Source organism: Staphylococcus saccharolyticus (genome assembly GCF_900458815.1).
In the GTDB taxonomy this organism is placed as follows: domain Bacteria; phylum Bacillota; class Bacilli; order Staphylococcales; family Staphylococcaceae; genus Staphylococcus; species Staphylococcus saccharolyticus.
Genome location: NZ_UHDZ01000001.1, coordinates 1,616,641 through 1,631,455 on the forward strand (window position 1 = coordinate 1,616,641; position 14,815 = coordinate 1,631,455).

The window sequence follows — 14,815 nt, forward strand, 5'->3', positions numbered from 1 at the left end:
AGCTCTCTAAAACTTACTCTACAGTTGTATTAAAAAACAATTATGAACACTTTAATCATCATGATTTATCTCTTTTTCAATGCCTAACTGATTACTATTTATTCGTAAATGTTACAATTAAATGCACCAATACTTCATGATGAAGTATTGGTGCTGAACAATTTATTTCCATTTTTTACAAGCTCATCTTAACAATATCAAGAATCTGGTCTTCTCTATTTCTAAAATTTAAAATAGCCTCTTGTTGCCTTTCTCTTACATCAACTTCTGCATATGTTTCTTCTATATTACTACGAGATTGTGAAATGCTTCCTGGATTAATCACGTGAACACCAGCTATTTCTTCATATTTTGCAATATGAGTATGACCATAAAATGCAAATATGCAACCTAATGATTTTGCTTTTTCTGCGAGTTTAATACGGCTACGATTCACATCATATAAATGTCCATGAGTATAAAAAGCTCGAACACCATCTTTTTCAACTAATTCTTCTTTAGGAAATTCTTGATAAAAATCACAATTACCTTTTACCCAACGATATAAACTTAATTCTGTATCATCATAACTAAATTCTGAATCACCTAAGTGCAATAATACATCTGCATCACTATTTTTTTCAGCAGTGTAATACAAGATACCTGGTTCATTGTGATTATCACTTACAATAATCCACTTAGTCATGTTTCTCATCTGCTAAATAATGATTTAAACATTCAATCGCCTTTCTACGATGACTTATTTCACTTTTTTCACTATCAGAAAGTTCAGCCATTGTTTTATTTATATTAGGAACTAAAAACACTGAATCATAACCAAAGCCATGACTACCTTGTCTTTGTCGTGTAATCTCTCCAGATACTGTTCCTCTAAACGTTTTAGTTTCTTCACCTGGTACACTCATACTAATCACGCAAACGAATTGTGCGCGACGATTTGTTTCATTTTCTAATTTTGCCAATAACTTATCGATATTGTCTTCATCATTCTTTTTTAAACCTGCATAACGCGCTGAATAGACACCGGGCTCACCGTTTAAAGCGAAAACTTCAAGTCCACTATCATCTGCAATCACTCGTTTATTCAGAGCTTGGGCTGCTGCTTCTGATTTTAATCTTGCATTTTCTTCAAACGTTGTTCCAATCTCATCAACATCAAAGTCTTGAATCAATTCAGAAATTCCTATAACATGGTCATTTTTAAAAATCGTTTTAAAATCATTAATCTTACCTTTATTATTCGTTGCAATGACAATATCTTCCATTAATAGCTCCCTTTCTCAAACTAATTTTTAACAGTGATACGTACTACTTCGGCATTCATCTTTAACCATTCAGCAATAATGTTCTTGATATGAGTGGTATCACCTGTAGCAAAAAAACGATGACCAGGATGTTCATCATAACTAGCATGTTCATTACTAAATGTCAGTAATGCACTGACTTCACGAGCTGTCTCTAACCCTGATGAAATAACTGTTTTAGTTCCTCCAAAGTATTCATAAATTGGTTTGTATAACAATGGATAATGTGTACATCCTAAAATAACCGTATCAGCATCGCTATTTCTCCATTGCTTTAATGTTTGATGAATAACAATACTTGTAATCGTTGGATCATTATAGCGCATTTGTTCCACAAGAGGTACAAAACCAGGACACGCTACTCCGTATACATTTACATTAGGATTGATCTTCTTAATATGTGTGCGATAGGCTTCTGATTTTATTGTTCCTTCAGTACCTAACACTAATACATTTTGATTTTTAGTTGTCATAATTGCTGTTCTAGCACCTGGTTCTATAACTCCTATTACTGGTATTGGAAGTATCTTTTGTAAATATTCTAAAGCTACAGCAGTCGCAGTGTTGCATGCAATCACTAACATTTTGATATCAAATTCCATTAATTTCTGAGCTAATTCGGTTGTAAATTGTTTAACTTCTTCTCCAGGTCTTGGACCGTAAGGACAACGGGCAATATCTCCGAGATAATAAATCGTCTCATTTGGTAATTGTCGCATAATCTCCTTAGCTACTGTTAGTCCACCTACACCTGAATCAATGACGCCAATAGGTTTATTCATTACTCTCAATCCTTATTTTTACAGTTAACTAATATTGTATCATAGTATTAAGTAGCTGTAGAAAATAACGTATTGAGTTTAACTTACTTTTTATTTTAAAAAATGATTAATCATTTAGACTCTAATCAAAAAGACCAAGACACAAAATGCCTTGGTCACTTTAATGCATATTAATCTACTTGATGATCAGAACCGAAGAATGATTTAAACATATGGAATGATGTTTCTCTATTCATCGCTGCAATTGAAGTTGTCAAAGGTATACCTTTAGGACAAGCATTCACACAGTTTTGAGAGTTACCACATTCTTGCAATCCTCCTGAACTCATCAAAGCTTCTAATCTTTCATCTTTAGTCATTGAACCAGTAGGATGCAAGTCAAATAAACGAACTTGTGAAATGGCTTGTGCACCTACAAATTTGTTATTTGGTGTAACATTTGGGCAAACCTCTAAACATACACCACATGTCATACATTTTGATAATTCGTAAGCTGTTTGACGTTTTTTCTCTGGCATACGTGGCCCAGGACCTAAATCATACGTACCATCAATTGGAATCCAAGCTTCCATGCGTTTTAAGTTGTCAAACATTCTTGAACGGTCAATTTGTAAGTCGCGAATAACTGGGAATGTACTCATTGGCTCCAAACGAATGGGTTGTTCTAATTGGTCAACGATTGCTGAACATGCTTGTCTTGCACGACCATTAATGACCATTGAACAAGCACCGCATACTTCTTCAAGACAGTTCATGTCCCAAGTTACAGGACTTGTTTTTTCACCTTTAGCATTTAACGGATTACGTCTTATTTCCATCAAACAAGCAATAACATTTAAGTTTTCTTTATAAGGGATTTCAAATGTTTCTTCATAGGGTTTAGATTCGTTATTATCTTGACGTTTAATAATTAATTTTACTGTTTTTTGTTTAGATTGTTGATTCTGTTCTTGAGTTTGTTGATTACCTTGAGTTTCTAAAATTTGCTTTACTGATTGATCAGCCATTACTTTTTACCTCCTTTAGACTTACTAGTGTAATCACGTTTACGTGGTGGTATTAAACTTACATCAACTGGCTCATAGGTAAATTCTGGTTTTTCAGTTTTACCATTATAATGTGCCATTGTCGTTTTTAACCATTCATCATCATTACGATCTGGGAATTCTGGTTTGTAGTGTGCACCACGAGATTCATTACGATTATATGCCCCGATAGTAATTACACGAGCCAATACTAGCATATTCCATAATTGACGAGTGAAGAATACCGCTTGATTACTCCAAGTTTGCGTATCTTCCATATCGATATCTTCATAGCGTTTCATCAATTCTTGGATTTTCTTATCTGTTTCTAATAATTTGTCGTTTTCACGTACTACCGTTACATTAGCAGTCATGATTTCACCAAGTTCACGATGAAGTTTATATGCATTTTCAGAACCACGCATATTTAATAATTTATCGAAGCGTTCTTGTTCTTCTCTAACACGCGCTTCGTAAATACTGTCGTCTAATTCAGTGTAGGATTTTTCAATATTTTCAACGTATTTGATAGCATTAGGACCTGCAACAGTACCACCATAAATAGCTGAAAGTAATGAGTTAGCACCTAAGCGGTTACCACCATGTTGAGAGAAATCACATTCACCTGCGGCAAATAAACCTTTAATATTCGTCATTTGATCATAATCTACGTATAAGCCTCCCATTGAGTAATGCACTGCTGGAAAGATTTTCATTGGAACTTTACGTGGATCATCGCCAGTGAATTTTTCATAAATTTCAATAATTCCACCTAATTTAACATCAAGTTCATGTGGATCCTTATGAGATAAGTCTAGGTAGAGCATGTTTTCACCGTTAATACCTAATTTTTGATTAATACACACATCAAAAATTTCACGTGTTGCAATATCACGAGGTACTAAATTACCATAATTTGGATATTTCTCTTCTAAGAAGTACCATGGCTTACCATCTTTATAAGTCCATATACGTCCTCCTTCACCACGAGCAGATTCACTCATAAGACGTAATTTATCGTCACCTGGAATAGCTGTTGGGTGAATTTGAATAAATTCACCATTTGCATAAATCGCACCTTGTTGATATACGATAGATGCAGCAGATCCGGTATTAATCATAGAATTTGTAGTTTTACCAAATATAATACCAGGACCACCAGTTGCCATAATCACAGCATCTGAACCAAAGGACTTAATTTCTGATGTAGTCATATTTTGGGCTACGATACCTCTTGTAGCATCCTCATCATCTTTAACGATACCTAAAAATTCCCATCCTTCGTATTTCGTCACTAATCCGTCCACTTCAAATGAACGTACCTGTTCGTCAAGTGCGTAAAGTAATTGTTGACCTGTTGTTGCACCAGCAAAAGCTGTTCTATGATGAAGCGTACCACCGAAACGTCTAAAGTCTAATAAACCCTCTTTAGTTCTGTTAAACATGACCCCCATACGGTCTAACAAATGAATAATTTTCGGTGCAGCATCAGCCATGGCTTTAACAGGTGGTTGGTTAGCTAAGAAGTCTCCACCATACACTGTATCATCGAAGTGAATCCATGGAGAATCGCCTTCACCTTTAGTATTTACCGCACCATTTATGCCACCTTGTGCACAAACAGAGTGCGAACGTTTAACAGGTACAATTGAGAATAAATCTACATGTGCACCTTGTTCTGCCGCTTTAATTGTTGACATCAGACCGGCTAGTCCTCCACCAACAACAATAACTTTTTTCTCTGCCATAGAAATGTCACTCCCCTGAATATTTAAATCTAAAGCTTCACCTTCTACCTTCTCTTAAGATATAACTGAAATAAATGCATCACTTTTTATACATTGGTTTTATTAGATAAAGCTTTGATTGTAAAAGACTTTCGATATAGTCTTTCTACTTTTAAAATTGCTATGTCGATAAGTTAAAAAGGTAACTAATTACATGAATGCGATAATGGCTGAGACACCGATATATGAAATCACTAGGAATACAATTAATGAAATCCAAGTGAATACGCGTTGTGATTTCTTAGATTGTAAAAAGCCCCATGTCACACAGAATGACCATAAACCATTAGCAAAATGGAACACAACCGCAACAACACATATAATATAGAAGATTGCCCATAAAGGATGTTGTAATGTTTCATGCATTAAATTATAATCTACTGCTTTACCATAAAAAGCTTTTTGTAATCGAGTTTGCCATAAGTGCATTGCGATAAAAATAAATGCTAGAATACCACTTACACGTTGGAAGAAGAACATCCAGTTTCTAAATAAATAATAGTGACCGATGTTTTCTTTAGTTGTAAATGCAATATGTAAACCAAACAAACCATGGTAAAGTAATGGAATATAAATCAACACAAATTCAGCTATAATTAAAAATGGTAATGATTCCATAAAACCAGACGCCTTATTAAAAGCCTCTACTCCCTGTGTAGCTTGATGGTTTACCATTAAGTGAACGATTAAGAATGCACCTATTGGAATAACCCCTAATAACGAATGTAATCTTCTTAAGTAAAATTCGTTCTTTGATTGAGCCAAAAAGATCCCCCCTACGAAACAAAATTTAAATTGCTAATTCTCCGAAAATTGTATGCAAAATGCCCTTAAATTCTATATAAAAGACTAGCATAACTTTACTTCTTTATTTCGCACTTGAGAGACAGTAAAGCACCTAAAAATCAGAACGCTATATACACAAGTATTGCTTAAAAAGTAAAAAGCTAGTAATTGAATAGAATCATTTCGTTAAGTTGTGAAGATTCATAGTTGCATCAATCAACTGAATAGTGATAACAATTCTCATTTAGAAAACGTTTCCACACAACTTTAAAAAAATTAGCTTTTGTTAACCATATTGTAACATTAATTTCATAATTTTTGGGTATGAGAATAACTCTCACACCCATTTTTTATAATTATTTACTTTGTAATGCATCTTGAAGAGTTTTAGCAACCTTCTCTGGTAAGCCAGACTTCCTCAATTCATCTAACGAAGCTTCTTTCATTTTCTTAATTGAACCAAATGTTCTTAAAAGCGCCGTTTTTCTTTTTGCACCTATACCGTCAATATCGTCTAGAACCGATTTCAAACCTGTTTTTTGTCTCGTTTGTCTATGGAACGTTATTGCAAAACGATGCACTTCATCTTGGATACGATGCAATAAGTAAAAAGCTTGGCTATTTTTCTTTAAAGGTACGATTTCTGCACTTGCACCATACAATAATTCAGACGTTTGGTGTTTATCATTTTTTTGCAGTCCAGCAACAGGAATGTCTAATCCCAACTCATTTTCAAGAACGTCCATCACACCGTTCATGTGACCTTTACCTCCATCTACAATAATTAAATCTGGTAGTGGAAGACCTTCATTAAGTACTCGAGTGTATCGACGACGCACAACTTCACGCATTGATTTATAATCGTCAGGCCCTTCAACAGTTTTAATTTTGTACTTACGATACCCTTTTTTATCAGGCTTGGCATCTACAAAAGTAACCATTGCAGATACCGGATCAACACCTTGAATATTAGAATTATCAAAAGCTTCGATTCTAATTGGCGTTTGAATACCCATACGCTCTCCTAATTCTTCAATGGCTTTTATCGTTCTAGATTCATCTCTAGCGATTAGTTCAAATTTATTATCAAGTTGTACTTCCGCATTATGATTGGCTAAATCTATCATTTCTTTTTTAGCACCACGTGATGGTTGAATAATCTTTGTATCAACCACCGATTTAATAATATCTTTATCAAGATTTTTGGGGATATGGACTTCCTTAGGTAATAGATGCTGATTTAAACTATAAAACTGACCTATAAATGTATAAAACTCTTCTTCTTCTGTCTGCTGAATTGGAATCATTGTTGCATCACGTTTAATCATATTACCTTGTCTAATAAAGAATACTTGAACGCACATCCAACCTTTAGAGACGCTATAACCAAATACATCTCTCACAGTATTGTCCGTAGACATAATTTTTTGTTTTTTCGTTAAATTATGAATATGTTGAATCATATCTCTATATTCTTTTGCTTGCTCAAAATCGAGTTGCTCACTTGCTTTAGTCATTTGGTCATCTAAATTATTAAGTATTGTCTTATCTTCTCCATTTAGAAAATCCGTAATTTCTTTAGTCATTTGAGCATATTTGTCTAAATCCACATCATACACACATGGTCCCATACATTGCCCAATATAATAATAAAGACATAGCTTATCTGGCATATTATCGCATTTTCTAAAAGGATAGATTCGATCAAGCAACTTTTTCGTTTCTTGAGCTGAATACGCATTTGGATAGGGCCCAAAATATTTACCTGTATTCTTCTTTACAGTACGTGTAACGAGTAACCGAGGATGCTTCTCTTTAGTAATCTTGATAAATGGATAACTTTTATCATCTTTTAATAGAATATTATACCGAGGTTGATATTGCTTAATAAGGTTTAATTCTAATAATAACGATTCTGTTTCACTAGATGTGACGATAAAATCGAAATTTCGAATTTCACTAACTAAACGTGTCGTTTTAGCATCATGTGCTCCAGTAAAATAAGAACGAAGTCGATTTCTCAGTTTCTTAGCTTTCCCAACATATATAACCTGTTCATTTCTATCCTTCATTAAATAACAACCTGGCTCTAACGGAACTACATTTAGTTTTTCTTTAATTTTCTTTTGATAGTCCTCCAAGATACTCCTCCTTTCGATGTTTTTTGAAAATGAACTTTTGAACAAAATAAAGCTGGAGCAATTACTAAATGTAATGCCCCAGTCTTTTAATTATGTCATTCTTATAGATGTTTATCTAATACTTCTGCTAAGTTTTCTTTAGATTGGAATCCTACAACTTTATCAACTGGTTCGCCATCTTTAAATACGATTAAAGTTGGAATACTCATTACTTCATATTTTGCAGCAGTTGATGGATTTTCGTCTACATCTAATTTTAAAATATCAGCTTTACCATCATAATCCCCTGCTAATTCTTCTAAAACTGGTGCAATCATTTTACAAGGTCCACACCAAGTAGCCCAAAAATCAACTAATTTGACACCAGATTCAATTTTACTATCAAAATCAGAATCAGTTACTTTTACGATTGCCATAAATGCCAATCCTCCTTATTTTTTAAATGATGAGCAAATTATAACAGACTTTAAAGACAATTGCATCGCTATTGCTCAATTAAAGTGCCAAAATTCTACTTGCTCTATTCTATCATTCCTATTATCTAACAATAATGGATTCATTGTACGTTATTTTCTAAAAAATCAAATACAGTGCTTCCGTTATTTTGATAATCATTTATTTAAGTTCAACTACGGTTACACCAAAGCCACCCTCACTTGGCATACCACCTCTGAAATGACTCACACTTTTATGTTTTTTCAAATGTTGTTGAACGCCTTTTTGAAGTGCACCTGTACCTTTACCGTGAATGATATAAACTTGTTCATAGTTTCTTAGTACCGCTTGGTCTAAATATTGATCTAATTCAACTAATGCTTCTTCATAACGATAACCTCTTAAATCTAATTCAGTCTTAATCGTCTGTCTATGATGTCTTGTAACCATTTTAGTTGGTTTTTCTTTTTTCTTTTTCGTTTTTTCTAAATCTTCAAGGGGTAATTTCATTTTAATAATACCCATTTGAACAACCGCTTCTTCATCGTCTACAAGTTCAAGTACTTCACCTTTTTGTCCGTAAGAGAGTACTTTCACTTCGTCACCAGCATTAATTCTATCGTATTTTTTCTTCTGGACATTTTGTTTTATTGATGTCGCTTCATATTGATTATCGAGTTGCTTTTTCTTATCAATTAATTCATGTTCTTTGACCTCTGCACCCTTATGTTCTCTAAGATTTCTTAGTTCTTTAAGAATCTCATCGGCTTCTTTAGTGGCTGATTTTACACGTTGGTTAGCTTTCTCTTTTGCTTCATTCATTAATAATTTCTCATAATTTTGATATTGCTGATACTGTTTCGATAATTCATCATGTATATTTTCAGCTTCACGAACAAGTCGCTCTAATTCAATACGTTGTTGATCAACACGTTTTGAATTCTTTTCTAAAGATTCTATCATTGCATTGATTTCTTGTTCATCCGTACCTATCATCGTCTTGGCTTTGTTGATAATGTTAAGATTGAGTCCTAATTTTTTAGAAATATCAAACGCGTTTGATCGACCTGGTACCCCCATTAACAATTTATAAGTCGGACTCAAAGTATCGACATCAAATTCAACGCTCGCATTCATCACACCTTCACGGTTATAACTATACGCTTTTAATTCAGGATAATGTGTCGTCGCCATAACTAGAGATCCTAAATTACGTACATAATCTAAAATACTCATAGCCAAAGCTGCACCTTCGCTAGGATCAGTGCCGGCACCTAATTCATCAAAAAGAATTAAACTGTTTTTATCTGCCTCATGTAGAATGTCTACTATATTTTTCATATGCGATGAGAATGTTGATAACGACTGTTCAATGGATTGTTCATCACCAATATCGCAATATACATTTTCAAATACGCTTAATTGACTTCCATCTAATGTTGGCACTAACAACCCAGATTGAGCCATTATTATAATTAAACCTAATGTTTTGAGTGTAACTGTCTTACCACCCGTATTAGGTCCAGTAATAATAACTGTTTCGATATCTTCAATAAACTCAATTGTATTTGCAACAACTGTGTCTCTTTCTAATAATGGGTGAAAGGCATTAGGTAAATAAACTGTTCTTTCCTTATTAAAGGTAGGCTTCGTCCCTTTAATCGTGTGTGCATATCGTGCCTTAGCTGTTAGAAAATCGATTTGCCCCATCACCGATTCAGCGACTATTAACGCATCTGCTTCAACCGAAACACTCCCAGTTAATTCGGTTAAAATGCGTTCTCGTTCAACAGCTTCATCATTACGCAAATGACTAATTTGATTATTCATTTCAACAACAGAACTTGGTTCAATATAAAGCGTTTGACCAGATGCAGATTGATCATGCACAATACCATTAAAATCTTGTCGATATTCTGCTTTTACAGGAATTACATTGCGATCATTTCGCACTGTAACAATGGCATCGGATAATTTCTTTTGATTATCTTGACTTTTAACAATAAGATCTAAATTTTGTCGAATACGTTGATTCGTACTTGAGATTTTACTTCTGATACCCTGTAACATATAACTTGCATGATCAAATAAATCATGAGTATCACACTTATCGTTAATTTCTTTAAATAAATCTGTCAACACCGGTAGTTGGTTCATTTTGTCATCTAGAATGGGATACTTAACTTCTTCATCTTCTTCTAAAAGTTGATTGTAAGACGTTTTAAATTGATTTTGTACTTGAACTAAATGTTTAATTAAGTTTAGTTCCATAACATTAAGTACACCACCAATAGTCGCTCTGTGTATAAGTGGTGTTACTTTAGCTAAACCACTCAAACTTGGCAATCGATATTTATTGTATATTTGTGAGATTTCATCTGTTTCGTTCATTTGAAAGACAGCAGTATCGTAATCACTGACGGGAGACATCGCTTGAACCTTTTCACGGCCTAAATCACTTATTGTTTCTTCAGCAACTAATGATTTAATTTTATTGAATTCCAAGACATCTAATGTTTTTTGTCTCATGCAATCCCTCTATTTCTTCATTTTATTCGTCTTAATTAATGTTTTAAATTCATCTCTAGTCATTGTATTAATAACTCTTTCTTTGTTAACAAACCCTTTTTGAGCAGTAGCTACACCATATTTCATAAACTCAAGATGATCAGTATGATGCGCATCAGTATTAATTGTTAATTTTACATTTGAATATTTACGTACAATTTCTGTGTTTAAATCTAAACGATTAGGATTTGAATTAATTTCTAAAAATGTGTTCGTTTCTTCAGCTAGTTGTATTAATTTCTCTATATTAGTCTTGTAACCTTGACGACGTCCAATAATTCGACCTGTTGGATGTGCAATATGTCTAACATAGGGATTTTTACAGGCTACTTCTAAACGTTTCATTATTTCTTTTTCGGACTGATTAAAACTTTGATGTATGGCAGCTATAACATAATCAAGTTGCGCTAATACGACATTATCATAATCTAATGTGCCATCTGGTAAAATATCCATTTCTGTACCTGAATAAATATCTATTTCTTTATATTCTTCATTTAATTGTTTAATTTCTTCATTTTGACGTAGCAAGCGTTCCACTTTCAAACCATTCGCTACTTTGAGACTTTGTGAATGATCAGTTATGACCATAAATTGATAACCCTTTGTGATATTTGCCTCAACCATTTCTCTAATTGAAAATGCACCATCACTATAAGTCGTATGCATATGGATATCACCATTGATATCATCTAATTTAACGATATGACTCAAATCTTTGTCAAATTCGCTACCATCTTCACGCATAGCTGGTGCAATCCAATTCACTCCAAAATGTTCATAAATGGCCGCTTCACTTTGTAATTGTAATAAATTACCATCTGATTGTTCTATACCATATTCGCTTACTTTTTCATTACGTTCTTTAGCCAATTGTCGAATGCGAATATTATGCTCTTTAGAACCAGTAAAGTGTTGCAGTGTATGATAAAATGCAGCAGGTTCAATTAATCTAAAATCTACTCCAATCGTTTCATCATCATAAGAAAGTTCTAATGAAATTTTTGTATCTCCTACAGCAACCTCTTTTACTTTATTAGGAATGTTTAATAATTGTTGTTGCACTTTTTCAGAGTGAGATGTACTTATAATAAAGTCTAAATCTTTACTCATTTCTTTATATCGTCTAAAACTTCCAGCTGAAGAAAACTTATCAACATCTTCAAGCTGTTCAATAAATTGAATGATTTCGTTATTTAAACCTCTCATTTGGTTGACAGGATAGCGATCTTTTTTAGCACCAAGCACTTTGACTGCATCTAAGATATTTTGCTCTGTTTTCTTAGCGAAACCACTTAACTCACTCACTTTACCTTCTTCACATGCTTTTTGCAGACTTGTTTTATCAATAATATGAAGTTCTTTATACAGTTTAGCAATTTTTTTACTACCTAATCCTTGAATTTTTAATAATGGAAGTAAACCTTCAGGCACTTCTTTTTGAAGTTGCATAAGCGTTGTTGATTCGCCCTTGTCCTTAAATTCATTAATGACATCACCCACACCTTTACCAATTCCTTTAAGTTCAGTGACATCTTCTATTTCATCTAAAGGACGCTCGTCAATTTCTAAGCTTTGTGCTGCTTTTCTATAAGCAGACACTTTAAAAGTATTTTCTCCTTTTAACTCCACATATGTCGCAATTTTTTCTAATAAGCGTATTACATCTTTTTTAGTCATATACATCTCTCCATAAAAAGAAGACCAGGACACAACATTAAAGTTCGATTTTATCCTGACCTCATATCATTGATTTACAAATTTAAAATAAAATGTGAAATAATTGGTGTTCCAATAATTATTCTTTTACTAATGAATGATTGCATAAATTGATTTTGAATAAACGTATGAGGATACAATGACAATGCGTAAAGTCCTATTTGTATAATAACAACTGCTATTACTAATCCTAAAATGACGCCACCAATACGACTCACTAAATGTATTTTTTTATACGCTACTGTGTTATCAAACGAAACAATAACAAGATATAAAATAAGCTTACAAATGATAGCTATAACCAAAAACCCAATAATTTTTTCAAACCTTAATTGCAAATAATCATATTGAATTGCATAGTTCGTATCATATGCCACTGTTTTGGGAAATGGTAAAAAAACAATTAATCTTTGTGCAATAGCAACATAGAACTGTGACGCAATCCATAAAGATACAATTGTTGAAGTAGAATGTAATGTCGATAGCCAAAATCCTCTCCGAAATCCAATCATCATGAAATAACCGAAGATGATTAGAACAATAAAATCAATCAGCATCTAATCTTCACTTTGTTTTAATTGATTAATTTCTTGCTGTAAACGACGATTTTCTTCTTCCAACATTACTTTCTCGTGCATTATATTAACTGATGTTAAAATCGATTTACGTGTTGTATCTAAGCCTGCTGATTTTTGACCTAACTCTTGCATTTTTTCATCTACAAGATGTGCAACATACCGAATATGTTCAGGACTGTCTTCGCCAATGATTGTGAAATGTTGATCGTTGATCGTAACATTTATTCTATTTTTAAATTCACCCATACTAAATTGCTCCTGACCTTATATTTAAATGACTTTAACCTTCTTTTGTTTTATCCTAATTAATCTAGTTTTAAAATATTAATATGATTAAATCTTTAATTTTACTTATCAACATACATTATACATGAGTGCTAATAAATATGTAAGTGTCTGTTCTTAAAGAATTAAGCCAAGTGATAGTAAGACAGAACTCTTTCTAAATTCGTAAGCTCAACTCCGATTCCTTGCTTACATGGTCTGGGGAATTTTTAAGAAAAATTTTGGGGTTAGAAACTATATTAAAAAAATTAATAGGAGCTCATTTTCAATTCAGTCAACTGATGCAAAATTACTAATGTATTTACAGATAATATCTATGACCCATACTTTAATTATTCAACATGGCCAATAATGTCATCCTAAATAAATTTTGATAAAATAAAATGAATACTCATCCAAAAAGCGAGGATTTAATTAATGGGAAATGTCGTGCATAAACTTAAAACTCAAGAAATAAAGACGTTAATGTCTCAAATAACTTTTGATACGTCTAACTTACCTCAAGGTATGAAAGCCCGCACAAAATATCAAAATACGGTCATCAATATTTATCATTCAGGTAAAGTAATGTTCCAAGGTAACAATGCTGAAACTGTAGCATCACAATTGTTACCTGATAAGAAAACGAGTACAAATAAGAGCACCAATTCAAAAACTCAGACAAACACTAGCACACTCGCATATGACTTTTATAATTGTATAGGTAGTGATGAAGCAGGTAGCGGAGACTATTTTGGTCCACTGACTGTTTGTGCAGCATACGTTAGTAAAGAACACGTAAACGTTCTAAAAACGTTAGGTGTAGATGATTCTAAAAAGTTAAATGACAACAAAATTGTTGAATTAGCTGAACAATTAGTCACCTTCATCCCACATTCTTTACTTACTTTAGATAACGTTAAATATAATGAACGACAACGCTTAGGTTGGTCTCAAGTAAAAATGAAAGCAGTTTTACATAATGAAGCCATAAAAAATGTTACCAAAAAGATTAATCATGATGAACTAGACTATATCGTAATTGATCAATTTGCTAAACGAGAAGTGTATCAACATTATGCGCTATCTGAACTACCTTTTCCTAAAAAGACTAAGTTCGAAACTAAAGGTGAATCAAAATCATTAGCAATTGCAGCAGCGAGTATCATTTCTCGCTATGCTTTCGTAAAACATATGGATCATATTACACGCCAAATTAAAATGGACGTTCCAAAAGGAGCAAGTAATAAAGTAGATTTATTTGCAGCAAAAGTCATACAAAAATACGGAATTGATCAACTTGATGCTATTTCAAAAAAGCATTTTAAAAATAGGGATAAAGCTTTGACACTCATCTATAAAAAATATAACTAACGAAAAAAGGATCTACTCATAAAGTCATTACAACTTATGAATAGATCCCTAT

The 14,815-nt window shown here is 33.0% G+C and carries 13 protein-coding genes; 1 reads left to right on the forward strand and 12 read right to left on the reverse strand.

From position 1 onward, the window contains the following. Positions 1-175 precede the first annotated feature (175 nt). From DYE57_RS07925 to zapA, 12 genes are all read right to left on the reverse strand, one after another. Positions 176-685 (reverse strand): YfcE family phosphodiesterase, encoded by a 510-nt coding sequence (locus DYE57_RS07925; RefSeq protein WP_115313564.1) that lies wholly within the window; start codon positions 683-685, stop codon positions 176-178. Continuing rightward, the gene (locus DYE57_RS07930) at positions 678-1,265 is read right to left on the reverse strand and encodes an XTP/dITP diphosphatase (RefSeq protein ID WP_115313565.1); all 588 of its coding nucleotides are present in this window, start codon (positions 1,263-1,265) and stop codon (positions 678-680) included. The genes DYE57_RS07925 and DYE57_RS07930 overlap by 8 nt, the downstream gene beginning before the upstream one ends. A gap of 20 nt (positions 1,266-1,285) precedes the next feature. Beyond that, on the reverse strand, positions 1,286-2,086 hold the full coding sequence (gene racE, locus DYE57_RS07935) for a glutamate racemase (RefSeq protein WP_115313566.1): 801 nt from the start codon (positions 2,084-2,086) through the stop codon (positions 1,286-1,288). A 170-nt stretch (positions 2,087-2,256) separates the two neighbouring features. Then, complete coding sequence (sdhB, locus tag DYE57_RS07940) at positions 2,257-3,093, reverse strand: succinate dehydrogenase iron-sulfur subunit (RefSeq protein ID WP_115313567.1); 837 nt, start codon at positions 3,091-3,093, stop codon at positions 2,257-2,259. Continuing rightward, complete coding sequence (sdhA, locus tag DYE57_RS07945) at positions 3,093-4,859, reverse strand: succinate dehydrogenase flavoprotein subunit (RefSeq protein ID WP_115313568.1); 1,767 nt, start codon at positions 4,857-4,859, stop codon at positions 3,093-3,095. Before sdhA ends, sdhB begins: the two co-directional genes overlap by 1 nt. Positions 4,860-5,048: 189 nt before the next feature. After that, positions 5,049-5,663 (reverse strand): succinate dehydrogenase cytochrome b558 subunit, encoded by a 615-nt coding sequence (locus DYE57_RS07950; RefSeq protein ID WP_115313569.1) that lies wholly within the window; start codon positions 5,661-5,663, stop codon positions 5,049-5,051. Between the two features lie 377 nt (positions 5,664-6,040). Then, complete coding sequence (gene uvrC / locus DYE57_RS07960; protein ID WP_165417865.1) at positions 6,041-7,825, reverse strand: excinuclease ABC subunit UvrC; 1,785 nt, start codon at positions 7,823-7,825, stop codon at positions 6,041-6,043. A gap of 101 nt (positions 7,826-7,926) precedes the next feature. Continuing rightward, positions 7,927-8,241: a thioredoxin gene (gene trxA, locus DYE57_RS07965; protein WP_115313570.1), complete on the reverse strand. Its 315-nt coding sequence runs from the start codon at positions 8,239-8,241 to the stop codon at positions 7,927-7,929. Positions 8,242-8,440: 199 nt separating this feature from the next. Then, the gene (locus DYE57_RS07970; protein ID WP_115313571.1) at positions 8,441-10,789 is read right to left on the reverse strand and encodes an endonuclease MutS2; all 2,349 of its coding nucleotides are present in this window, start codon (positions 10,787-10,789) and stop codon (positions 8,441-8,443) included. Positions 10,790-10,798: 9 nt separating this feature from the next. After that, positions 10,799-12,508 carry a DNA polymerase/3'-5' exonuclease PolX gene (gene polX, locus DYE57_RS07975; RefSeq protein WP_115313572.1) on the reverse strand — a complete coding sequence of 570 codons (1,710 nt, stop codon included), beginning with the start codon at positions 12,506-12,508 and terminating at the stop codon, positions 10,799-10,801. 74 nt (positions 12,509-12,582) lie between these two features. Then, entirely contained in the window at positions 12,583-13,104 is a 522-nt protein-coding gene (locus tag DYE57_RS07980) for a CvpA family protein (protein WP_115313573.1), read from the reverse strand. Then, on the reverse strand, positions 13,105-13,371 hold the full coding sequence (gene zapA / locus DYE57_RS07985; RefSeq protein WP_115313574.1) for a cell division protein ZapA: 267 nt from the start codon (positions 13,369-13,371) through the stop codon (positions 13,105-13,107). It abuts the gene before it with no gap. 456 nt (positions 13,372-13,827) lie between these two features. Here zapA and rnhC point away from each other — a divergent pair, with 456 nt between their 5' ends. Next, positions 13,828-14,763, forward strand: coding sequence for a ribonuclease HIII (gene rnhC, locus DYE57_RS07990; protein WP_115313575.1), 936 nt, complete (start codon positions 13,828-13,830; stop codon positions 14,761-14,763). Positions 14,764-14,815: the final 52 nt, after the last annotated feature.

Bases quoted from the DNA above. Each gene is read 5' to 3' on its own strand.
- sdhB (WP_115313567.1), bottom strand. From the start codon at position 3,093: ATGGCTGATCAATCAGTAAAGCAAATTTTAGAAACTCAAGGTAATCAA.
- polX (WP_115313572.1), bottom strand. From the start codon at position 12,508: ATGACTAAAAAAGATGTAATACGCTTATTAGAAAAAATTGCGACATAT.
- sdhA (WP_115313568.1), bottom strand. From the start codon at position 4,859: ATGGCAGAGAAAAAAGTTATTGTTGTTGGTGGAGGACTAGCCGGTCTG.
- trxA (WP_115313570.1), bottom strand. From the start codon at position 8,241: ATGGCAATCGTAAAAGTAACTGATTCTGATTTTGATAGTAAAATTGAA.
- racE (WP_115313566.1), bottom strand. From the start codon at position 2,086: ATGAATAAACCTATTGGCGTCATTGATTCAGGTGTAGGTGGACTAACA.
- DYE57_RS07925 (WP_115313564.1), bottom strand. From the start codon at position 685: ATGACTAAGTGGATTATTGTAAGTGATAATCACAATGAACCAGGTATC.
- DYE57_RS07970 (WP_115313571.1), bottom strand. From the start codon at position 10,789: ATGAGACAAAAAACATTAGATGTCTTGGAATTCAATAAAATTAAATCA.
- DYE57_RS07980 (WP_115313573.1), bottom strand. From the start codon at position 13,104: ATGCTGATTGATTTTATTGTTCTAATCATCTTCGGTTATTTCATGATG.
- zapA (WP_115313574.1), bottom strand. From the start codon at position 13,371: ATGGGTGAATTTAAAAATAGAATAAATGTTACGATCAACGATCAACAT.
- rnhC (WP_115313575.1), top strand. From the start codon at position 13,828: ATGGGAAATGTCGTGCATAAACTTAAAACTCAAGAAATAAAGACGTTA.
- DYE57_RS07930 (WP_115313565.1), bottom strand. From the start codon at position 1,265: ATGGAAGATATTGTCATTGCAACGAATAATAAAGGTAAGATTAATGAT.